This window comes from Pseudomonas fluorescens (assembly GCF_900636825.1).
Lineage (GTDB): Bacteria > Pseudomonadota > Gammaproteobacteria > Pseudomonadales > Pseudomonadaceae > Aquipseudomonas > Aquipseudomonas fluorescens_BG.
The window spans coordinates 3,997,905-4,019,775 of the sequence record NZ_LR134318.1; the positions used below are offsets into that span (position 1 = coordinate 3,997,905).

General features: G+C 58.2%; 21 protein-coding genes. 8 read left to right on the top strand and 13 right to left on the bottom strand.

What is annotated here, in order from left to right; translation table 11 throughout:
• Positions 1–323 precede the first annotated feature (323 nt).
• Positions 324–1,157: a UTP--glucose-1-phosphate uridylyltransferase GalU gene (gene galU, locus EL257_RS18085; protein WP_126364920.1), complete on the top strand. Its 834-nt coding sequence runs from the start codon at positions 324–326 to the stop codon at positions 1,155–1,157.
• Positions 1,158–1,185: 28 nt separating this feature from the next.
• Complete coding sequence (locus EL257_RS18090) at positions 1,186–1,599, top strand: mannose-1-phosphate guanylyltransferase (RefSeq protein WP_126364922.1); 414 nt, start codon at positions 1,186–1,188, stop codon at positions 1,597–1,599.
• A 114-nt stretch (positions 1,600–1,713) separates the two neighbouring features.
• Here the strand turns inward: EL257_RS18090 and EL257_RS18095 are convergent, their stop codons facing one another.
• From EL257_RS18095 to EL257_RS18130, 8 genes are all read right to left on the bottom strand, one after another.
• Positions 1,714–2,844, bottom strand: coding sequence for an SGNH/GDSL hydrolase family protein (locus EL257_RS18095; RefSeq protein ID WP_126364924.1), 1,131 nt, complete (start codon positions 2,842–2,844; stop codon positions 1,714–1,716).
• Positions 2,845–3,212: 368 nt separating this feature from the next.
• Entirely contained in the window at positions 3,213–4,262 is a 1,050-nt protein-coding gene (locus tag EL257_RS18100) for an acyltransferase family protein (protein ID WP_126364927.1), read from the bottom strand.
• Positions 4,263–4,274: 12 nt separating this feature from the next.
• A complete protein-coding gene (locus tag EL257_RS18105) occupies positions 4,275–5,378 on the bottom strand; it encodes a hypothetical protein (protein WP_126364929.1) in 1,104 nt (367 codons plus the stop codon).
• Positions 5,369–6,601: a phosphoribosylaminoimidazole carboxylase gene (locus EL257_RS18110; RefSeq protein ID WP_126364931.1), complete on the bottom strand. Its 1,233-nt coding sequence runs from the start codon at positions 6,599–6,601 to the stop codon at positions 5,369–5,371. Before EL257_RS18110 ends, EL257_RS18105 begins: the two co-directional genes overlap by 10 nt.
• Positions 6,598–7,710, bottom strand: coding sequence for a polysaccharide pyruvyl transferase family protein (locus tag EL257_RS18115; protein WP_126364933.1), 1,113 nt, complete (start codon positions 7,708–7,710; stop codon positions 6,598–6,600). Before EL257_RS18115 ends, EL257_RS18110 begins: the two co-directional genes overlap by 4 nt.
• Positions 7,711–7,725: 15 nt before the next feature.
• Entirely contained in the window at positions 7,726–8,808 is a 1,083-nt protein-coding gene (locus tag EL257_RS18120; RefSeq protein ID WP_126364935.1) for a glycosyltransferase, read from the bottom strand.
• Between the two features lie 40 nt (positions 8,809–8,848).
• Positions 8,849–11,077, bottom strand: coding sequence for a polysaccharide biosynthesis tyrosine autokinase (locus EL257_RS18125; protein WP_126364937.1), 2,229 nt, complete (start codon positions 11,075–11,077; stop codon positions 8,849–8,851).
• Between the two features lie 39 nt (positions 11,078–11,116).
• Positions 11,117–11,557 carry a low molecular weight protein-tyrosine-phosphatase gene (locus EL257_RS18130; RefSeq protein WP_126364939.1) on the bottom strand — a complete coding sequence of 147 codons (441 nt, stop codon included), beginning with the start codon at positions 11,555–11,557 and terminating at the stop codon, positions 11,117–11,119.
• Positions 11,558–11,847: 290 nt separating this feature from the next.
• On the opposite strand from EL257_RS18130, the gene EL257_RS18135 reads away from it, so the two are divergent.
• Positions 11,848–12,804: a cellulase family glycosylhydrolase gene (locus EL257_RS18135; RefSeq protein ID WP_126364941.1), complete on the top strand. Its 957-nt coding sequence runs from the start codon at positions 11,848–11,850 to the stop codon at positions 12,802–12,804.
• A 202-nt stretch (positions 12,805–13,006) separates the two neighbouring features.
• Positions 13,007–13,933 carry a transaldolase gene (gene tal / locus EL257_RS18140; RefSeq protein WP_126364943.1) on the top strand — a complete coding sequence of 309 codons (927 nt, stop codon included), beginning with the start codon at positions 13,007–13,009 and terminating at the stop codon, positions 13,931–13,933.
• A gap of 219 nt (positions 13,934–14,152) precedes the next feature.
• Here the strand turns inward: tal and rssC are convergent, their stop codons facing one another.
• The 3 genes from rssC to EL257_RS18155 form a co-directional block, all read right to left on the bottom strand.
• Complete coding sequence (gene rssC, locus EL257_RS18145; protein ID WP_042560140.1) at positions 14,153–14,635, bottom strand: anti-sigma factor antagonist RssC; 483 nt, start codon at positions 14,633–14,635, stop codon at positions 14,153–14,155.
• The gene (gene rssB, locus EL257_RS18150) at positions 14,635–15,816 is read right to left on the bottom strand and encodes a two-component system response regulator RssB (protein WP_126364946.1); all 1,182 of its coding nucleotides are present in this window, start codon (positions 15,814–15,816) and stop codon (positions 14,635–14,637) included. The genes rssC and rssB overlap by 1 nt, the downstream gene beginning before the upstream one ends.
• Positions 15,817–16,160: 344 nt before the next feature.
• Positions 16,161–16,850, bottom strand: coding sequence for a VacJ family lipoprotein (locus EL257_RS18155; protein WP_126364948.1), 690 nt, complete (start codon positions 16,848–16,850; stop codon positions 16,161–16,163).
• Between the two features lie 198 nt (positions 16,851–17,048).
• Between EL257_RS18155 and EL257_RS18160 the strand changes: the two genes are divergently transcribed.
• Entirely contained in the window at positions 17,049–17,669 is a 621-nt protein-coding gene (locus tag EL257_RS18160; RefSeq protein ID WP_126364950.1) for an HAD family phosphatase, read from the top strand.
• Positions 17,670–17,777: 108 nt separating this feature from the next.
• Positions 17,778–18,044, top strand: a complete 267-nt coding sequence (locus tag EL257_RS18165; protein WP_076563651.1) for a DUF4404 family protein — start codon at positions 17,778–17,780, stop codon at positions 18,042–18,044.
• Positions 18,045–18,178: 134 nt separating this feature from the next.
• On the opposite strand, the gene queF is transcribed toward EL257_RS18165, so the two are convergent.
• Both queF and EL257_RS18175 read right to left on the bottom strand, forming a co-directional pair.
• On the bottom strand, positions 18,179–19,009 hold the full coding sequence (queF, locus tag EL257_RS18170; RefSeq protein WP_126364952.1) for an NADPH-dependent 7-cyano-7-deazaguanine reductase QueF: 831 nt from the start codon (positions 19,007–19,009) through the stop codon (positions 18,179–18,181).
• A 61-nt stretch (positions 19,010–19,070) separates the two neighbouring features.
• Positions 19,071–19,559 carry a cupredoxin domain-containing protein gene (locus tag EL257_RS18175; protein ID WP_232013117.1) on the bottom strand — a complete coding sequence of 163 codons (489 nt, stop codon included), beginning with the start codon at positions 19,557–19,559 and terminating at the stop codon, positions 19,071–19,073.
• A 209-nt stretch (positions 19,560–19,768) separates the two neighbouring features.
• Here EL257_RS18175 and EL257_RS18180 point away from each other — a divergent pair, with 209 nt between their 5' ends.
• Complete coding sequence (locus tag EL257_RS18180; RefSeq protein ID WP_126364956.1) at positions 19,769–20,449, top strand: heavy metal response regulator transcription factor; 681 nt, start codon at positions 19,769–19,771, stop codon at positions 20,447–20,449.
• Positions 20,449–21,798: a heavy metal sensor histidine kinase gene (locus EL257_RS18185; protein ID WP_126364958.1), complete on the top strand. Its 1,350-nt coding sequence runs from the start codon at positions 20,449–20,451 to the stop codon at positions 21,796–21,798. Before EL257_RS18180 ends, EL257_RS18185 begins: the two co-directional genes overlap by 1 nt.
• Positions 21,799–21,871: the final 73 nt, after the last annotated feature.

Genomic DNA, 21,871 nt, shown 5'->3' on the forward strand with positions numbered 1-21,871 from the left:
CAATCCACACAACCGAGGCGACAACAAGCTAAAACAAATTTGGTTCAATCACTGGCAATAAATATTTTTGCCAGCCAAACTGTATTGCCGGGTACTTATTAGCACTCCCTGCGCACTCACCACTATCAACAGATACCGACTAAATATAACTAACGGAAACATCGCCGACATCTCATAACATTAGTGCCTTTTAATTGCGCAACTAATTGCCATTAACAAGCCGACTCAGGTATTAAAGTGATCCTTCAATAATCATTGAAACTTGCAGCCATTTTTATGGCCCGCAACCGTCGCTGTGTTCCATGACTGTCCAGGATATTTTTATGATTCGTAAATGCTTGTTCCCCGCTGCTGGCTACGGCACGCGTTTCCTGCCGGCGACCAAAGCCATGCCCAAAGAAATGCTGCCGATCGTCAACAAGCCGTTGATCGAATACGCCGTTGAAGAAGCGCGGGACGCCGGCCTGCAACACATGGCCATCGTCACCGGCCGGGGCAAGCGTGCGCTGGAAGACCATTTCGATATCAGCTACGAACTGGAACACCAGATTCGTGGTACCGAAAAAGAGAAATTCCTCGCCGGCACCCGCGAGCTGATCGATACCTGCACCTTTTCCTACACCCGCCAGGTGGAAATGAAGGGCCTGGGCCATGCGATTCTCAGCGGTCGCCCGTTGATCGGCGACGAGCCGTTCGCCGTGGTGCTGGCCGATGACCTGTGCCTGAACCTGGAAGGCGATGGCGTGCTGTCGCAGATGATCCAGCTCTACAAGAAATTCCGCTGCTCGATCGTCGCCATTCAGGAAGTGCCGGCCGATCAGACTCACAAGTACGGCGTGATTGCCGGCGAGCTGATTTCCGACGGCATCTACCGCGTCAACAACATGGTGGAAAAACCGGCGCCACAAGACGCGCCATCGAATCTGGCCATCATCGGTCGCTACATCCTGACACCGGACATTTTCGACCTGATCGCTGACACCCAACCCGGCAAGGGCGGCGAAATCCAGATCACGGATGCGCTGATGAAACAGGCGCAGAACGGTTGTGTGCTGGCTTATAAGTTCAAGGGGCTGCGCTTCGACTGCGGCGACGCCGAGGGTTACTTGCAGGCGACCAATTTCTGCTACGAAAACGTTTATCTCAAGGGCCGCTGAGACGGCTCCCACACCCGACGAGGCCACCATGAACATTGCACAACATGCCGTAGCGATTGAACGCGAGGTCGGTAGCCTCGGGGTGATGAGTTGGTTGTCGCGCCATCAGCCATTGTCCAGCGCCAATGAAACCTGGCTGGGTACGATCTTGCTGGTGGAACGCATCGGCGTATTTCCCGCGTCCGGGGATATTCGTCGGCCGATGCGTGACCCTTCTCCCCTGCTCGCTCACTTGAAACAGCGCTATGGCGAGCAGGCTCTGGAGATGGATGACCGTGACGGGCTGAAAGTGATCTTCAGCGACTGGCGCTTTCGCGTGCGCATCTGCTGCAACGACCCGGCGATCATCATCAATGTCGAGACCCGCTGCGATACGCGGTTGATGCCACAGAAGATTGCGGAATTGCTCGAGCAAGTCGACGCCTTCACGCACGACGTCTAATGCCTGACATATCCCCAATGCAGGAGCTGCCGAAGGCTGCGATCTTTTGATCCTGATCTAAAAAAAGATCAAAAGATCGCAGCCTTCGGCAGCTCCTACATTGGGGTTTTGTGGTTATTTCGGTAGGCCGTCGCAGCGGTCCCTGGCGCCGGTAATCCAGCCATAGAAGTAATCGGCAATCACTTTCCCGCCCGTGGCCGGAACCGGATGGATCTTGTCCGCGCCGATCATCGCCGCCGCGTAGCGTTTAACGTCGGGACCAAACGCACACTGGAGATTGGCGTACCCCAGGTGCTGCTCCCGCGCCCACGGCTCGAGCACCTGCGCATACGCCGACATCGGGTAGGCGCTGGTCCGCGTGGTGTCCTGTCGCATGATCAGGTTGATGCTCGCCGCCGGCTGAATCTCGCGCAGCATCGCCACCAGGCCCTGAACGTTTTGCAGATACTGCGCAGGTTTCACGCCGAAGCCCTGATCGTTGCCGCCGAGCATGATCAGATAGATGTCCGCGGGGATCTGCGACACCACGGCTTTCCATTGAATTTGCCACTGCGGATCGTCGTGATAAAAGTCTGCCGATGCCGCGCCGGAGGCCGCCAGTTTCGAGACGCGAACGCCGTGCTGTTCGTTGCTCATCCACAGCCCGAACAAAGTCGGGGAGCCGGTGACGACTTCCAGTTTCAGCGACCAGTCTTGCGCTGCCGACAGGCCGCTCAGCGGGACTGCCTGGACGCCCGCCCCTTCGAGCTTCAAGGGTTGCCATTCCTGCGCGGGGTTCCAGCGATAGCGGATCTCGCTGGGCTCGCCGTTGCCCGGATACAGTAATTTCGCCTGAGTCACCGTAGTGTCGATGGCCGCTGTCGGGCTGGCGTCCACCTGCAGCCATGCGCCGGGGCGCCCGGTTATCGTTCGACTGTCGGGGCTCGCTCGACCAAGGTCTGAAACCCTCCAGCCACCGCCGAAATACTTGTCACTGCTGCGGGTGTATTTGAAATGCGTTCCGCCCAGGGCCGCGCCATGGTTGAAACCGATGTAACCGGGCCCGGCAAAACCCACTTCCCCGGCCACGCGCTGCACCAGTTTGTTCAGATAGAAATCCTGCCCGGCGCTGTAGCTGTCGCCGATCACCGAGACCGACAGCACCTTACCGGCCTTGCCCTCACGCCACTGCGCAAAACGCTCGCGCGCATCGCCGATCTGAACCACCGACGCGGCAACCGGTTGCGCGTTATCTACTGGCACCATGCAAAATTTCCTTCAGTCTGAAATGGCCCCTTCGCGAGCAGGCTCGCTCCCACAAGTATTGCGCGATCCGCGACGATCGACTGTAGGAGCTGACGAGTGAAACGAGGCTGCGATCTTTTGATTTTGCTCTTCAAAAAAAAGATCAAAAGATCGCAGCGTGCCGCAGCTCCTACAGGGATTGCGCGACCCGCGACGATCCCCTGTAGGAGCTGACGAGTAAAACGAGGCTGCGATCTTTTGATTTTGCTCTTCAAAAAAAAGATCAAAAGATCGCAGCGTGCCGCAGCTCCTACAGGGATTGCGCGATCCGCGACGATCCGCTGTAGGAGCTGACGAGTGAAACGAGGCTGCGATCTTTTCCGCAGCTCCTACAGGGGGGATTGGGTTTGCACCACGGGGACGATGGGCGCCGAGCGCTTTTTCTTCGTTGCGCGCTCGCCGAGGAACAACACCGAGGTGAAATTGAACCGACTGAAAATCATCGCCAACACCACCGGCCCCAGCAGCCCACCACTCAAGCCACCCAATACCAGCAGACTTTCATCCTCCACACCCAACCGCCCCAGCACAAACCTCGACGCCGCCGCGAACAGCACATGGAACAGGAAGATCGCATACGAATACCCGCCCAACCACGTCAGCGCCTTCGACCGCATATCACTCGACAGCAAAGCGATGCAGGACACGCACCCCACGGTCAATCCGATCACGCTACGGCGGTCAACAATCAACTCACGATCAATCGCCGCCACATACAGCAGCGTCAACGAAATCAACACAAACACCAACGGCCCGATCACTCTGAAGCGCCGCTTCAACGCATCGACATTTTCCTGGCCAATCATTCCCGCGACAAAAAACGGCAGCAGATAAATCGCCCCGTTAATGCCGAACGCATCGAGCGGGAATGGCGGCAGCAAAAACAACAACGCGGCCAACGCAAACAGCCCATACAAGCGCGTCGCCGTGCGCAGCATGCCGCGCCATTCCAGCAAGCCGACGAACATGAAAATGATGAACACCGCTTGCAAGAACCAGAAGTGGTTGATCGGTACCCAAAACGACAACAGCGCCTCGATCACCCCGACATCCTTGTTCACCCCTGGCCCGACTGCTTGCAGCACCGAAAACGGTACGCCCACGCAAAACAGCGGCACGATCAAGCGGCGTACCTTGCCGCTGAAAAAAGCGGAAAAATCGTTGCCACGGATCTTGTAGATCGAATAGATGTAGCCGGAAATAAACGTGAACAGCGGCATGCGCACGTAGACCATCGAATCGGCAATCACCCGGAACGGCGAACCGATGTCGATCTTCAACCCGCCGCCCAACGGTCCGATAACGTGATAGAGCACCAGCAGCAGGCACGCCAGGCCACGCAGGGTTTCAATCTCCAGGGACTTGTTCTTGCTCGACATACAGCACCCGCCTCAATTCAGAATTCTGGATTCAACCTGTACCGGTTTGTTCGCCCGCAGCATCAATCCAAGCCCCACGAACAACACCGGCACCACCATCGAAAAGTGCCGGGCGAAGGAGCCGAAGTCCGGTTCGAACAGCCCTTGAACCAGCAAAAATGCCAACGGAATCGCGATCAATTCCTTGGGTTTGGTCTGGATCGGCGCGCCTTTGTAGTCGGTTGAGGTGATGACTTTGAACAGCAGCAGAGCGGTCATGATCATCAGCGCCACGAAAATCACCTGCCCAGGGCCGGACAGCAGAATCAGCTCCACCGGAAACGATAAGCGAAAGAAGATGATCATCGAGTCCAGCGCCTGCGAAACAAAATCACTGCCGGTGAGCCACGAGACGATCAACGACTTCGAGCCCTCCTCGCCCGCCGTGCGCAGTTCGTTGTTGCTGGCGCGAATCGACGACACCGGAAAACCCAATGCGACCTGGATCGCCATGGCCACCGCCAGGTAAAACAGAAACAGCATCAGGAAGAAGGTGAAGCGCGACACGTACTTCTTCATCACACAGACGCCGACCCATGACAGCGAAAACAGAATCCAGTAAGGCCGGATCAGCACGCCGTAGATCACTGCCGAAAGGAAAAACCCGCCGCGATATTTGCGCGTCAACGAGCTGAGCAAAATGCTCAACACCGCCACCGAAACGATGATTTCCTTGGTCAGGTTCTCAAGGAAAAACGAGCGGACGATGCCCCACAGGCACAGGGTGCCGAAGATCGCCAACGGCATGCGCCGGAACACCACGACCGGAATCGCCGTAAGGAAAAAATTGCAAAACATGCCGTAGGCCCAGGCATTGGTCAGGTTGATCCCGGTGGGCCGCAGCAGAAACGCCGAACATTCATAGGACGAACGATCCGGCGAGAACGGGTTCCAGAAATTGCAGTTATCGGCGCGGGCGTAGGACGACCACAAGGTCATCGCATCCGGACCTGGCGCGCGGGGCACCAGCAGCGGCATCGCCACCGAGAGAAACAGCCCGGTGAACAGAATCAGGAACGAGACATACGAATCGAGTCGCTTGCCGCGAAACTCGATGCACGGCAACTTCAGGCCCATGACAATCCAGCCTTTTTCGCCCGGGTCGCACGGGTCAGCACAGCAATCACGGCAAGCTGCACGATGATCGCAAACACATTGCCCCACGCTGCGCCGTAGATCGAATAATGCTTGATCAGGACGTAGCTGACCGGCACGGACAGCAACAGGCAGATCGCCGCACTGGCGAGCGAAACCCGACTGTTTTTCGAGGCGATCAAACCGCCCCAGACGATGTCGCCAATCGCGCGCAAGGCAAAGGAAAAGATCAGCACGCCGAGAATGGCATTGTCTGGACGCGGCACGCTGGCGGCGACGTAATCGAGCACGACGTTGAAAAACAGATAGATCGCCACCGCCACCACAGCCGACACCAGAAGCGAGCGCATCACCCACTTGTTGACGAACAATTGCTTGAGCGTAAACGCCTGCTGATCTGCCTGAAAACGCTTGGCCAGCACCGGAATGCCAACCACCGCCACCACCGCGTACGACAACGCCTGCAAGGTATTCGCCGCTGACCACGCGTAGACGTATTTGCCGAGGCTGGCGTACGGCTCCAGATCGATGATCAGAAAACGTTCGGCGTACTGACTCAATGCGATCAATCCAGTGCCGAGATAAAACGGCAGTCCTGCTTTCCACACGGTCGCCGTCGCCAGCGTTCCGCTCTCGCGGCCCTTGTGCACATTCACCACGATCAGATAACCGGCGACGATCACCAGCACATTGGCGCCGACCCACAGCCACAACACACTGGCGATACCCGCGACCCAACCAAGCATCATCCCGCCCACCGCCAACACCGCCCAGAGACCGGTCTTGATGAAAAACAGCAGCGCACCGGCCGTGGCTTTCTGAGCAGAAAACACGAACGAATTGATTTCGAAAGACAGGTGCTCGGTCAGCAACACCAGAGTCACACAGAGGATCAGCGCAGCCGTCGCCTCAACCTGCTGGAACAGCGAATAGATCAGCACCGTGACCACGGACAACAGCAACCCGACCGCCAGATACAACAGCAAAACCTTATCGACTACGCGCCGCGAACTGCCGCCGACGCTGATCAGCCGATTGATCTCGGAACTGAAACCGACGCTGTAAAACTTCGAGGCGATCAGCGATGCCGCGACCACCACGCCGTAAAAGCCCAGCGCCTCGTAACCGAGGAAATGGGTGATCGCCAACACCAGCAAAAACTTCGCGCCCAATGCTCCGCCGCGAAGCAGTAGCCGAAATATCATCGAACGACACCTTTGATGATGTCGTCCATGGCCACGGTTTTTGCCTCGATTTCGCGGCAAGTGTCGGTCAGGCGCTTGCCGAAATCCGTCAGCGCATTCGGTGCGTAAACCGTGTTGATGATGGTGTCGACATCGATGTCGCCGCCGTTGATCACCCAGTCCTCGACGCCCATGTCCTGATAGGCGCCGAAACCTTTGCGCTCGTAGCTGATGTGGTAAGCCGGCACGCCGGAAAGTAGTGACTCGATGGCGCCATGCAGGCGCACGGAAATCACCAGATCCGGTTGATATTTGGCAATCGTCGCCTTCAACGACAGCAGGTCTTCAGTGATGCCCAACTCGCGATAAAACGCGCCGTCATCGTTGCCGCGCACCGCGCTTTGCACCGCGCAGACCACCTTGCTTTTGTTCTTCAGCCGCTGCAGCAGCAACTTCAGATTCGCCACGTAGGCAACTTTCTTTTCCTTGCTCCACTCCGGCGGCTTGCGCAGCACCACGCACACCGTGGCCGGGGATGCAGCGCAGCGGGTGAATTTCGGCTGCTGCAGAATCTTGCTCGCCAACGACTGCACCGCCAGATCAGGAGCGCGATAAACGTTTTCGCAAGCGTCGAAAATCGCCGAGGAACGGTTGTCGCGCACGAACACCGCGTCGGCGCTGGCGTAATGCTCGACGATCTTGCTGCTCTCGCCGTGGAACGGGCCGATGCTTTGCGGCAGGTAAACCGACGGCACCTTGCTGAGAATCGCGGTTTCCAGTTGCTTGGCGTGGCCGAGTTTCAGTTTGATGTGTTCGAAGGCGCTCTTCGAACGCATATAGCCGCCACCGACGCCGACGATCAGATCGGTCTTCTTCAACAGATCCGCCAGCCCCGCGTAAGACTGATTGAGAAACACCGCTTGCTTGACCCGCCCCAGGCCCTTGGCCGCCATGACCGGCGCATCGAAACGCGGGTGCGGCAAGTAGCTGAAAGAGTCCGGATCGGAAGCCACCACACTGATCGCCGTGTCTTCGCCAAAGTTGCGCTGCACCAAAGCAATGGCCAGATCGACGAGCAAGCCGTCACCGGAGTTGGACGCACTGTAGCCATGCAAAATCGTTACGTTCATAAGCTTGAGTTCTACTTAATAAGTGGGAGCGCGATACAAGTCGTAAGTCTGGCGAATCATCAACGCGGCGCTGAAACGCTCGCGGACAATGCTGCGGCCTTCATTGCCGAGGTCGAGCAGGCGCGGCTTCTGGATTTTCTTCAGCACGTCGGCCAGCGCCTGATGATCACCGGACGGAAAGACGTACCCGGACACTTCATCGGTGACCAGCTCAGGCAGCGACGTGCAATTGCTGGCGATCACCGGCAGCCCCATGGCCATGCCTTCCAGCGGCACCATGGCAAAACCTTCCCAGCGACTCGGCACGATCAGCGCGTCGGATTGCTGATACAACGCCTGCACTTCGCTCGGTGTCACCCACGGCAGGTATTCGACGCCGTCCATTGGCGGACACTCGACGGCGTCCTCATTTACAGCACTGCCGACCACCGTCAGCTTCATGTCACTGCGCTGGACCTTGGCGTAGGCCCTGAGCAGCACGTCGAAGCCTTTCTGATAGTCGAGACGACCGACGAACAGCAGATGAATCGGTGCGGGGGTGTCAGCTTTCGGCGCGTCATCCCTGTGATGAATGCCGTTGTAGATCAGCTTCATGCGCTTGCGCTCGATACCAAAACGCGCGGCTTTATCCAGCTCGTACTGGCTCACGCAGATGATCACGTCGGTGACTTTCTGCAGCACGCGCTCGATCCACGCATAGACCTTCTGCTTGATCGGCGAGCTTTCCATCAGGAACGAAAACGCATGCGGGCAGTAGACGATTTTCGGTTTGCGCCACGGTCGCAACAGCACGCAGACGCAGCGGCCGATCACTCCGGAAAACGTGCTGTGCAGATGCACCACGTCAGGCTTTTCCTTGAGCATGATCTGCGTCAGGCGCCAGGCGAAACGCAGCAGCGATGGCACATTGCGTCCCGTACGGAAGAAAGTGCGCACCTGTTGCTCGCCGATGCCGTGCAGCTCTTTCGCCTGATCTTCGGGCACCAGATACACCAGCGCGTAATCCGCCACGTCGTCCTCGGGCGACGCCGAAATCGTACGGATCACCGTCGCCACGCCACCTTTGATCGTCTCTGCCACGTGCAGTATTTTTTTCACACATCACCCACTTCAAACAGGAAAAAACACTCGCTGACACTCAGGACTTGTCCGACGCGTATTCGTAGTTGTAATAGCCATAACCACCGTTGCCGTAGTAGCTGGCGGCGCGCTTCTCGACGCCGTTGAACACCGCGCCTTTCAACTCGATGCCATTCTGCGCGAAGCGGCGAATGGTCAGTTCGATCTCTTTGGCCGGGTTCACCCCGAACCGGGTAACGATCAGGCTGATGCCCGCTTCCCGGCCGACAATCGCCGCATCCGTCACCGCCAGCAGCGGCGGCGTATCGATGATCACCAGGTCATAGCGCTCGCTGAGTTCGGCGAGCAAGTCGCGGAAGTTGGCGTGCATCAACAGTTCGGAAGGATTGGGCGGCACCTGGCCACGGCTGATGAAGTGCAGGTTGTCGACTTCGACGGTGTTGATCGCCTGGTCGATGCTGCAACGCTTGACCAGCAGATCGGACAGACCATTGGTGATCGGTGTGTTGAGGGTTTTGTGCAGATGCCCCTTGCGCATGTCGGCATCAATCAGCACCACACGCTGGCCGCTCAGCGCCATGACAGCGGCGAGGTTGGACGAGACGAAGGTCTTGCCGACCTGCGGGCTCGGTCCGGAGATCATGATGCGGTTGTTGGTCGAATCGAGCCCGGCGAAATGCAGGGAAGTGCGCAGGCTGCGGATCGATTCGATCGACAAGTCCGTCGGGTTGCGCAGAGCCAGCAGGTACGCAGGTTTGTCCACGCCGTCGCGCGCGCGCCCCTTTTTGCTGTCCTCTTCCTGCTGCAACGCGCTGTAGGGAATCGAGGCGTACACCGGCAAACCCAATTGCTCGATGGCTTCCGGGCCTTCGAGCCCGCGACTCAGCGACTTGCGCAACAGCACCAGCGCCACGCCGACGAAGGCACCAAGGAACGTAGCGATAAGTACGATCAGCGGTTTTTTCGGTTTGACCGGACTGGTCAAATCGACATCCGCCGTGTCGATCAGGCGCACGTTGCCCACCGCACCGGCGCGAACAATGTCCAGTTCCTGGGATTTGTTCAGCAACTGTGTGTAGATCTGCGAAGCCACTTCAACGTCGCGGGTCAGGTTGAGCAATTCCTGCTGGGTCGCCGGCAAGTCCTGGACTTTGCCTTCGAGCGACTTCTGTTGCTGAGTCAACTCGCCAATCTGGCTCATCAAAGCGCGATAGGCCGGGTGCTGTTTGGTGAACTTGCGATCGAGCTCGGCCTGCTGCATTTTCAGCTCGGAAATCCGCGTCTCCAGCGCCACGGACTGACCGAGCACCGATTGCGTTTCCAAGGAAATATTCACGGTCTTGCCGTGGGTCTGATAGGCATTCAGCGCATCGCTGGCCTTGGCCAGATCGCGTTTGACCTGCGGCAACTGGCTTTGCAGAAACGCCAGGCTTTGCGCCGCTTCCGCCGAGGTGCGGCGCACGTTCTGTTCCACGTACAGCGCGGCGATCTTGTTGAGAATCTTCACCGCTTCAGCGGCGTCACTGCTGGCCAGTGCCAGGCGGATGATTCCCGACTCTTTGCCCTGCTCGGAAATATCCAGCGCATCCTGATAACTTTGAATGGTCACGATTCGTGGGTTGCGCACCACCTGAAAACGCGTGCCGGGGTTGGCCAGCAGTTGCGTGATTTGCCCTTCCACGCCGTCTTGCGCGAAGGCCTCGCCCACGACACCTTCCACGAGCAGGTTGTCGTTGTCGTCGAACAACTGGAAGTGCTGCTGCTCACCGGCAACCAGGCTGAGTTTCTTGCCGAGCAGGTCTTTCGGCAGATCGAGGCGCGCGAACTCCAGACGCTCACCGCCCCACGCGTAGCTGTTCAAGCCGAAACGCGGCGCAGCGACACTGGACTCGGTTTCGCCGCGATAACGGCGGGCGAGAAAACCACCAATCATGGGAAAGGTGTTGGGGGTGACATCGATGTCCAGGCGCAGGTCGTCGACGGTTTTGCCGATCACCGCGCGGGATTTGATGATGCCGATTTCGGTCACCGACGGCGATTGCCCACCGAGCATGCTGTTGAGGTCGGAGAAACCGAGCATGTCGTTCTTTTTCGGTTCGACCTGTACCAGCGCGTTCGCCAGATACACCGGTGTGGCCAGCACCGCATAGGCAACGCCGGTGACCATGAAGGCCCCGGTCAGCGCACCGATCAACCATTTCTGGTCGATCAGGCTGCCAAAGATGCCGAGCAGATCAATACTGTCTTGATCATTGTCGCGGGTGCCGATTACGGACGGTAACTGCATAAGTCTGTTCTTACCATTCACTGTTCTGAAGAATATTCGTCAATGCCCGAGACGCTGCGCCCATGAACTAACAGCATCTTCAATCAATGCATGAGCATGAATAAAAGCGGCCTTGCCTTGACGATACGGGTCTTGTATTTCGCGCTCGCTCTGCCACTTGCCGAGTAGAAACACTTTGCCTCTGGCGTGGGAGGCAATCTTCAGCACTTGTTTCACATGCTCTTTTTCCATGACCAGAATCAGGTCCGAGTCATTAACGATATCGGGCGTCAGTTGCCGGGCCTTGAATGTGTCGGCGCTGTGCCCGTGATCTTCGAGAACCTGCCGCGCCGAGGCCTCAACGCCTTCGCCGACCCGTGCCGCAAGCCCTGCGGAGGCGACCGTGATGGCCGACGAACCCAGCGCATTGCGCAACAACAATTCTGCCGTCGGACTGCGGCATATGTTGCCCACGCAGACAACGAGGATCTTTCTGAACAAGGTTTTACTTCCTGTGCAATATCAAACGGCCAACATCCCGAGAGCAATTTCATGAACCCTCAAGACTTTCTTCACTCAGAAATAGATTCACCCTGTTAATACCGAAGCATTAAGTACCACAGCGCTTAAAAGCCCCCCAACCACAATTAGCGGACTAAAAATAACTGTGATTTTCGGAACGGATTTTTCCGACAAAAAATAACATTCACGCACTAAGCGCCTTGCTGTCGTTCGAAAATTGAGCAACGAGATCATTCTTCGTAGTTGTCATTCTCTTCGGGAGAGCAGACATGAAAACATCCCATCTCAAACGAGTCGGCGCCTTGGCGCTATCAATGTCAGCAGCAATCACGCAGGCTGAGGCCAGTGAGCTGTTTCCCAATCTTTCGGCACGGAACATCGGCGTTCAGGTGAAGATTCAGAGCTTCACCGCCGCCGACGCCGCGCAGATCAAATCGGCAGGCTTTGGCTTTGTGCGCTTTGGTGTGTGGAGCGATAGCTTGACGGCCAAGACCTATCAGAAGCAGGTCAGCGATGCCTTTGCGGCGGCCAAGTCTGCAGGGCTGCCGGTGTTGTTGACGGTGCGCGCCATCAAGGCGTTGCCCGCGACATCCGCCAGCGAGCTGACCACGGCAGGGGAAAACTTCGCCAATGCGGTAACCGGGCTGGAGAAGTCCTACAGCACGCAACTGGTGGCGATCGAAATCTGGAACGAGCCGGATCTGGAAACCTACTGGCCAACGCGCAATTTCGACAGCACCTTCGTGCCGTTCATGGGCGGCATGTGCAAGTCGTTGCAGGGCCAGCCGCAAACCACGCCGCGGGTCGGCTTCGGTTTCGCCCGCCCGCCAACCGCCGGCTCAGCGTCGACCGTGGCGCTGAACAAGATCGTCAGCGAATACCCGAAATGCCTGAACGCCATTTCCTATCACCCGTATGGCATGACCGCCACGCAGATCAGCAACGCACAGACATTCATCCAGCAGAACTTTCATCTGCCGGGGGTCATCAGTGAATGGGGTGTTTCCGCACTTGCTTCCAATGGTGGCGCCGAAGGGCAAGCGAGCAAGATCAACGCGTTTATCGCCGATGTCAGAAAACTCAACATTCCGCTGGCGTCTATCTATGAATGGAGGAACAGTGAATCGGGCAGCAACGACCGCGAGAAGAACTTCGGCTTGCTGACCTCCGATGGTCAGCCAAAACCAGCACGAATCTCGGTCGAAACCCTGCTGAATGCCGAGTAAGCCATGCGCAACCGATCTGTACGCAGGTCGGTTGCTTTGAACCTGTGAGCGCTTTTGGCATCGTATTCATCGATAGCACGCCCCGCCTTTCAAACAATCGTTTTCAGGTTGTTGCCGCAGGGGCCATCGATACACGTACCCGCCCTTGAGTGGCTGTCAGCGCTCGGGTAATGTCATCAGACCCATAGGACAGAGCACGCCCATGACTTCCAAGCTGGAACAACTTAAACAATTCACCACCGTAGTTGCCGATACCGGCGATTTCGAAGCGATTGCCCGGGTCAAACCGGTCGACGCGACCACCAACCCTTCCCTGCTGCTCAAAGCGGCCGCTATCAGCGGTTATGCCGAGTTGCTTAACGCGTGCGTCAGCGATTGCAAAGGCGATGTCGGCCTGGCGAGCGACCGTTTCGGTGTTGCTGTGGGGCAGGAAATTCTCAAGGTGATTCCAGGCCGCATTTCCACTGAAGTGGACGCACGCCTGTCGTTCGACAAGGACGCCGTGCTGAAACGCGCGCACCGTCTGATCGAGCTGTACGACAAGGCCGGCGTTGGCCGTGACCGTGTACTGATCAAGATCGCCTCGACCTGGGAAGGCATCCGCGCCGCCGAAGTGCTGGAAAAGGAAGGCATCCAGACCAACCTGACCCTGCTGTTCTCCTTCGCTCAGGCCGCTGCCTGTGCCGATGCCGGCGTGTTCCTGATTTCACCATTCGTGGGTCGCATCTACGACTGGTACAAGAAAGCCAACGGCAACGACTACACCGGCGCGGATGATCCGGGCGTGCAGTCGGTGACGCGCATCTATAACTATTACAAAGCCAATGATTACAAGACCGTGGTCATGGGCGCGAGCTTCCGCAACCTCAACCAGATCGAACAGCTGGCCGGCTGCGATCGCCTGACCATCAGCCCGGATCTGATCGACAAACTCGCGGCCGACACCGGCAAACTCGAGCGCAAACTGGCGCCGGGCAACGCCGGTGAAGCCCGTCTGAGCCTCAACGAAGCGCAGTTCCGCTGGTTGTCCAACGAAGACGCGATGGCCACCGAAAAACTGGCCGAGGGCATTCGTCAGTTTGCTCGCGACCAGGAAAAGCTAGAGGCGCTGTTGCAGGCCAAGCTGTGATTTGAGTTAGCGAAATGCAAAAAGGGCGAACCTGTGAGGGTTCGCCCTTTTTTGTGTACGACTCGCTGGCAGCAAATCAGCTGTGGCGAGGGAGATTGCTCTCGCTCGGCTGCGCAGCGGTCGCAGACCCTACCGACCCGGTGGCTCAGGAAGACTCAATTCACCCGTTTGGGGCCGCTTCGCAGCCCAGCGGGAGCAAGCTCCCTCGCCACAAGGCCATCAATGTCTTTCGAGGGCATTGACCAGATCATGAAACGCTTCACGATTTGAATCGTTCAGGCCCATGAGGATCTTGTGCGCTTCGAGCACCTTGATCCGCACCACCTCTTCCGACTGATCCTGATCAGGCAGATCGTCCAGGCACTCCGGGCATGGCACCGGGTGGTTGACGATGTTGAACACCTGCTCGAAACCCATCGATTGCAAAAGACGGGTGATGTCGTCGTGGGTGGTGACGACAGTCGGCAACAGGCCGACCTTCTGCCGCGACAGGATCGACAGCTTGGCCAACAGGCCCAGTGTCGTGCTGTCGATGCTGCGGGTTTCGGTCAAATCGATCACGATCGCGTTGAAGTTCAGCGCGGTGAAGATTTTCTCAATAGTCGCATCCAACGCCGAACACAGGGTCAGGCGAACTTCACCGACGAACTTCAGGACGAAGGTGCCGTCCTGCTCGGCGAACTGGATTCTACCGGTACTCATTAAAGATTCCTGCTCAACACCAACAGGGCGATATCATCCGGCATCTCCCCTAGCGTGGCCAAACCAAACACTTGCCGCAGACCATCCAGGCTGCCGCCCGCTGACTTCACCCGTTCGGGCAAAGCCGCTTCTTTTTCTTTGAGCGTGGGTTCTGACAAAAGGTCCAGAATGCCATCAGACATCAGCGTCAGGCTGAACGTCGGCGGCAGCTCAAGCACGTGGTCTTCGTAGGTGGCTTCATTGAAAAGGCCCACGGGCAGACCACGCCCTTCCAGATAACGAACACTGTCAGGCGTGTACAACACTGGCAACGGCAGATGGCCGCCGATGCTATAGGTCAACAAACCGGTCTCCTCGTCGATGACTCCACCGACCATTGTGACGTGTTTACCCAGCTTACAACTGATCAGCCCCCGGTTGATATGACCAAGGACCTCCGAAGGCTTGAATTCCGGCAATGTGCCGTTGCGCTTGGACTCGAACAGCAAGCGCGTGGTCATGAACTTCAACAGCACCGTGACAAAGGCTGAAGAGGCACCATGACCGGAAACATCGGCCAGGTAAAACGCAACCCGGCGCTCGTCGACACGGAAATAATCGACAAAATCACCCGACAGGTACAACGACGGAATGATCTGGTGCGCAAACTTGAATGCGTCAATGCTCCACGGACTTTCCGGCAGCATGTTCATCTGCACCTGGCGACCGGCGTTCTGGTCTTCCTGGAGCAGGTTCAGACTGGCCTCAAGCTCGCGATTGGCCTTTTCCAGCTTCTCGCGATAGCGCTGGTTTTCCAGCAGCAGGCGCGCACGATCCAGGGCCCGACGCACCGAATGCTCGAGCACCGCCAGATCTTCGAGAGGCTTGATCAGGTAGTCTGCCGCGCCCAGACGCAGGGCCTCGACCGCGTCATTCATCACGCCGGCACCCGACACCACGATCACTGGCGTTTGCGGTGACCGCTCGGTGACCTGACGGATAAGCTCGAGACCACCCATCTGCGGCATGCGCAGATCGCAGATGACCAAGTCGGGCGTCTCTTGCTCGAATACCTGAAGACCCTGTTGGCCGTTACTGGCCTGCAGGACGCTGAAACCACTGTCTTCCAAATAGGCCGCGAGGCTCGCGCGCACTACTTCGTCATCATCGATTATCAGCAGCGTGGCACTGGTTTTTGGCATGTGGGCAAACGGCGCCAGAATTAGGTTGGCGTAGTTGGCGGGGCGACGGGCCCTGCGCTGACTACTGGATTCGCTTTCTAGCCTCTCTGCTGCACCGCTTTCGGATATTGGCCGTGAACGCGGTTGCACCAGAGGTGCCCTTCTAAGGCGCAGACGGTACTCCCATCCGCAGAGCGTTTCAAGCATGTGCCGATGGTCGCTTGACGACTTTGTTTGTCAAAGCACCGAGAGTTATAAGAACCACTTCAAGCGTAACCCGATGAAAGGTCGCAGAGCTGATCGGCGACGCTCTGGCGCGGACAAAAAAGGCGACCCGAGGGTCGCCTTTTCATGACCGGTCGAAATCAGAAATCGTCTTCGACCTGGCCGTCCTTCACTTTGAATTCGCGGTTCTGCAGGTAAGCATTGCGGATGAAGGTGTATTTGTCGCCGCTGATCAGCTTCTCGCTCGACAGCAGGGTGGCGCGGGTGTCGACGATGTTCAGGCCGAAGATCGAGTTACGCGTCGGCACGTGGTCGATGTAGCGGTAAGCGCCGGTGAAGCTGTCGACGTATTTCGACGGGGCGTCGCGCAGTGTGCTCGGGCCCATCAAAGGCAGCATCACGTATGGACCGCTGTCCACGCCCCAGTAGCCCAGCGTCTGGCCAAAGTCTTCATCGCTGCGGTTCAAACCCATGTGGGTGCCGACGTCGAAGAAGCCGAGCAGACCAAAGGTGGTGTTGAAGATCAGCCGTGCAGTGTCGACGCCAGCGGCAGCCGGCTTGGCTTGCAGCAGGTTATTGGCAAGGTTGGTGACATCGCCGACGTTGCGAAACATGTTGTGAATGCCGTCTTCAACAAACTGCGGAGTGACGAACTCATAACCCTGCGCCAGCGGTTTCAGGGCATAGGTATCGACGAAGTCGTTGAACTGGAAAATCGGCCGGTTGACGCTTTCCCAAGGGTCTTCTTCCGTTGCGGCCTGAGTGGCGAACGGCGCCAGCAACAGACTGGCACATACACTTAGCTGAGCGAGCGAAGGGCTCCAGCGCATAGAAAAACTCCTTGGATTTGGTACCGGCGCAGGCCTCTCGACCCGGGCATTAAGGCCGCTAGTATAAGCGTAAAGTACGATTTGGGCAGTCTGGCGCTGCAACGATCTACAGGAAGTTTCCTACGCCGGCATTCATGGACGTGTCATGCAAATGTCACCGGCACGCTCTAGCCTGAGCGTTATTTCAGGGACGTTGCCATGACACACGCCGAAACCTTGCCCGTCGCCGCGCCCAGCCTGACTGCCGTGCTGTTCGGCCTGAGCGGTTGCCTGGTGGATTTCGGCGCGCGCGCCCACCATTGCCGCGACGTTGTGCCGAACAGCGCCGAGACCACGCCCGGCGCGCTCGACAGCCTGAAGAGCCTGCGGCGTCAGCAGATTCCTTGCGCCTGGCTCGACGAGCTGCCCCCTGCCCTCACGCAATCACTGACCGCTTCACTGCCGGACTGGATCAAGCCTGCGCAACATCCCGCAACAATCAATCCGTGGCCGGCACCGCATGCCTGCTGGCAAGCGCTGATGGATCTGGAAGTGGCCAGTCTCGACGGTTGTGTGCTGGTCAGCGGTGAACCGCGCCTGTTACAGGCAGGCCTGAATGCCGGCCTATGGACGATTGGTCTGGCGTCCTGCGGCTCGCTTTGCGGGCTCAGTCCAAGCGAATGGCAGGCGCTTGCGCAAACGGAGCGCGAACAGTTGCGTGGCAGGGCAACCGTGCAGTTGTTCGGGCTGGGCGTGCATTCGGTGATTGACCATCTTGGCGAACTCGACGCTTGTCTGGCCGACATCAATTTGCGCCGCCTCAAAGGCGAAAAGCCCTGACCGGCGTCATGCAGCTTTCCCAAGAGTGGATTAATCTAAAGGTCAGCCACAGACCTTTGGCGCGCGGCTGCGGTCAATGCCAGTGCCTATTGATAAAAGGAAACCACCATGCCCGCCCGACGAGAACTGCAGGATCAGCTCAACACCTTGCGTGATCAACTGGAGCAGAACCCGCCGCTGTCTGAGTCTGAACGCGAGAACCTGCACCAGTTGATGGCGCAGATCGAAGCAGAGATTCAATTGGAAAATCAGCTACAGGACAATAACCTGGTGGATGGGGTGAACCTTGCCGTGGAACGCTTTGAAGTCGAACACCCAACGATCGCCGGCACCCTGCGCAATATCATGAACACCTTGGGCAGCATGGGAATCTGAACCCTGCCGCACAAAAAAAGCCTTGCCATCACTGGCAGGGCTTTTTCATTTCCACTAATTGAAAGATCGCAGCCTTCGGCAGCTCCTACATGGGGTTAATTGTAGGAGCTGCCGAAGGCTGCGATCTTTTGATCTTACTGACGAACCAGACGATGGTTCGGCAGCTGTACGTTTTCGGTGCTGCGATACGGATTGATATCCAGCCCGCCACGGCGTACGTAACGGGCAAATACCGTCAACTTCTCCGGCTTCAGCAAGCGTTGCAGATCGAGAAAAATCCGCTCCACGCACTGCTCGTGGAAGTCCGAGTGCTGGCGGAAGCTGACGATGTATTCCAGCAGGCTGGCGTGATCCAGCGCCGCGCCGCGATATTCCACCACCACACTGCCCCAGTCCGGCTGGCTGGTCACCGGGCAATTGGATTTGAGCAGATGGCTGTGCACGCTCTCTTCAACAATGCGCGATTCGTCGCAGCGCAGCAGCTCCGGACGCGGCTGCTCGTAGTTGCTGACGCTGATATCCAGATCATCGATGCACACGCCCGGCAGCGCCACGACGCCTTCAGCCTCGACGTCCTTCAGACTGCGGACGCGCACGCCCACCGGTTTGCCAGCGGCGGCAGACAGGTCCTTGACCAGCGTCGCTTCCAGCGTGGCGACGTCGGCGTACGGCGTCTGGTTCAACGAGTTCAGATACAGCTTGAACGACTTGGATTCGATGATATTCGGCGAATCCGCCGGGATAGTGAATTCAGCGATCGCCACCACCGGTTTGCCCGATGGCAGCAGCCACGACAGCTCGAAGCAGTTCCAGAAATCCACGCCTTTGTACGGCAGGGTTTCGGCGGTCAGACCCAGCTCGGCCCATTTCGCGGTGCGCGGAATCGGGAACAGCAAGGACGGCGTGTAGGTGGCGATGTATTCGCTGGATTTGCCCAGCGGCGAATGTTCGGCTGCGGGATGCATGGCGGAAACCTGACTGAAGAATCAGCGGATTCTATCAGCCTTTGCCCGCACCTTTGAGTGCTTACTGACTGACAGTCAATTTGCCGACCATGCCCGCCTGGTAATGCCCGGGAATGTTGCAGGCGAATTCCAGATTCGTCGCCGTGTTGAACGTCCAGGTCAGCTCGGCCGACTTGCCCGGCTCGACCAGTACGCTGTTCGGGTCATCATGTTTCATACCATGGCCCATCGCTGCGTGATCCATGCCGGCCATACCGTGGGACATTTCTTTCATGCCTGTGGGCGTGAGCATGCCGCTTTGCTGCATCTGCAACATTTCCTGCTGGTGTTTGGCATGCATCGCGGCGTCACCGAGGTTGAATTCGTGCAGCAACTGGCCTTTATTCACCAGCACAAAGCGAACGGTCTCACCGGCCTTGATCTGGATTGTCTTCGGTTCGAACGCCATGTCGCTCATCACCACTTCGACGCTGCGCGTGGCCTGGGCGGCAGGCGCGGGCTGACCGAAGGCGAAGGTGTGCGCGGGCTCGGCCCAGACTGGCCAACTCATTACCGAAAGGCACGCGGCCAGCGCCAGGGATTTACGCAAAAACATGGTCGTACTCCAACAAGTTAAGATTGAGCCTGCACAAAACTCTAGCCGGCCTGCGCTGGCATCTAGCTGACCGGCAGATTACAACTTTGTCAGGTTGGCGTTTGTCGCCCGATCCCACGGTATAACGCCCTCGTTCCTATATTCAGCATCCACCCGAGTCGCCCATGAAACTGTTGATCGTCGAAGACCAAGCAAAAACCGGCCAATACCTGCGTCAGGGGCTGACTGAGGCCGGGTTCAATACAGAGCTGGTGGCTGACGGCAACAGCGGCCAGCAATTGGCGCTGAGTGGCGACTACGCGCTGCTGATTCTCGATGTAATGCTGCCGGGGCGCAGCGGCTGGCAAATTCTGCAAGCGGTGCGAAGCGCAGGGCTGGAGACTCCAGTGCTTTTTCTTACAGCCAGAGACGCGGTGGAGGACAGAGTTCACGGCCTTGAACTGGGTGCGGATGATTATCTGGTCAAGCCCTTCGCTTTCTCCGAACTGCTGGCGCGGGTGCGCAGCCTGTTGCGTCGTGGCAGCGCGGTGGCGCAGGAAACCAGCCTGCAACTGGCCGATCTGCGTCTGGATCTGATTCGCCGCCGGGTCGAACGCAGCGGCCAGCGCATCGACCTCACGGCCAAGGAATTCGCCTTGCTGGAAATGCTCCTGCGCCGCCAGGGCGAGGTGCTGCCGAAGTCGCTGATCGCTTCGCAAGTCTGGGATATGAATTTCGACAGCGACACCAATGTCATCGAAGTGGCGATCCGCCGTTTGCGCCTGAAGATCGACGACGAGTTCCCCAATAAACTGATCCACACCGTGCGCGGCATGGGCTACGTGCTTGAAGAGCGTGGCGCCTGATGTGCCGCTTGTCCCTGAGTTCGCGCCTGGCCTTGTTGTTTGCCGCATGCACCGCCGTGGTTTCACTGTTTGCCGGGGTGCTGTTCGATCGCGCCAGCGAGGCGCATTTCATCGAACTTGACCAGCAGCAACTGGATGGCAGATTGATGGGCCTGCGCCGCGTGTTGCAGGATGTTCAACCTGCTCAGCGCGAGGCGCGGCTGACGGATGAGCTGGGCCGTCAGGGCGACTTGTCTTTGCGCATCACTGGCAGTGACGGCCAGCGCGGGCACGACAGTTCGACGCAGATCCCCTTGGATTTACCGCAACAACCCGGCCTGTCTACGATCAGCAGCGGCGGTACCGACTATCGCGTGCTCAACGCGCCGCTCGACCCGAATCAACCCGATTCGGCACAACTGACCCTGCTGCTCGACATTACTCACCACCAGCATTTCCTCCAGCGCATGCAGCATTTGATCTGGCTCACCGTTGGGCTTTCGGCGCTGGCTACTGCCCTGCTCGGTGCGTGGGCGGCGCGCAGCGGCTTACGCCCGTTGCGGCGCATGAGCGCGGTGGCTCGTGGGATTTCCGCCCAGTCGCTCAATGCTCGCTTGCCTGAAGCACAAATGCCTGCGGAGCTTGAGGAATTGGCCCACAGCTTCAACGCCATGCTCGCCCGCCTCGACGACTCGTTTCAGCGGCTTTCGGCGTTTTCCGCTGACATCGCCCATGAGCTGCGCACACCGCTGTCGAATTTGCTCACCCACACCCAAGTCACCCTCACCCGCCCGCGCCCGATCGAGGATTACCGCGAGGCGCTGCACAGCAACCTCGAAGAACTGCAATGGATGGCGCAATTGGTCAACGATATGTTGTATCTCGCGAAGGCCGATCACGGATTGCTGATGCCCAAACGCGAACCGCTGAAACTGGCGGACGAGACCGACGTATTGCTGGAATTTTTTGCGCCGTTGGCAGAGGACGCCGGGGTCAGACTGAGCCGCGAAGGCAACGCACAAATCGAAGGTGATCGCGGGATGTTGCGCCGGGCGCTGTCGAATCTGCTGGATAACGCGCTGCGGTTCACGCCGGCCGAAGGTTACGTTCGCTTGAGCATTGTCGATCAGCCGCAGGCCGTACGCATGTGCGTCGAGAACAGTGGTGAAGGAATCTCAGCGCAGCTACTGCCACGCCTGTTCGATCGGTTCTATCGGGCCGACCCGGCGCGGCAGGAAGGTAGCAATGAACACGCGGGGTTGGGGTTGGCAATTACCCAGTCGATCATCCGCGCCCACGGCGGGCGGATTCATTGCGAATCGGAGGCGGGATGGACGCGGTTTGTGATTGTGTTGCCCAGAGAGGATTGAAGCCAGCAGGCCCGGCCTCATCGCTAGCAGTGCTAGCTCCCACACAGTTCATGCGCACGACACGATCCAATGT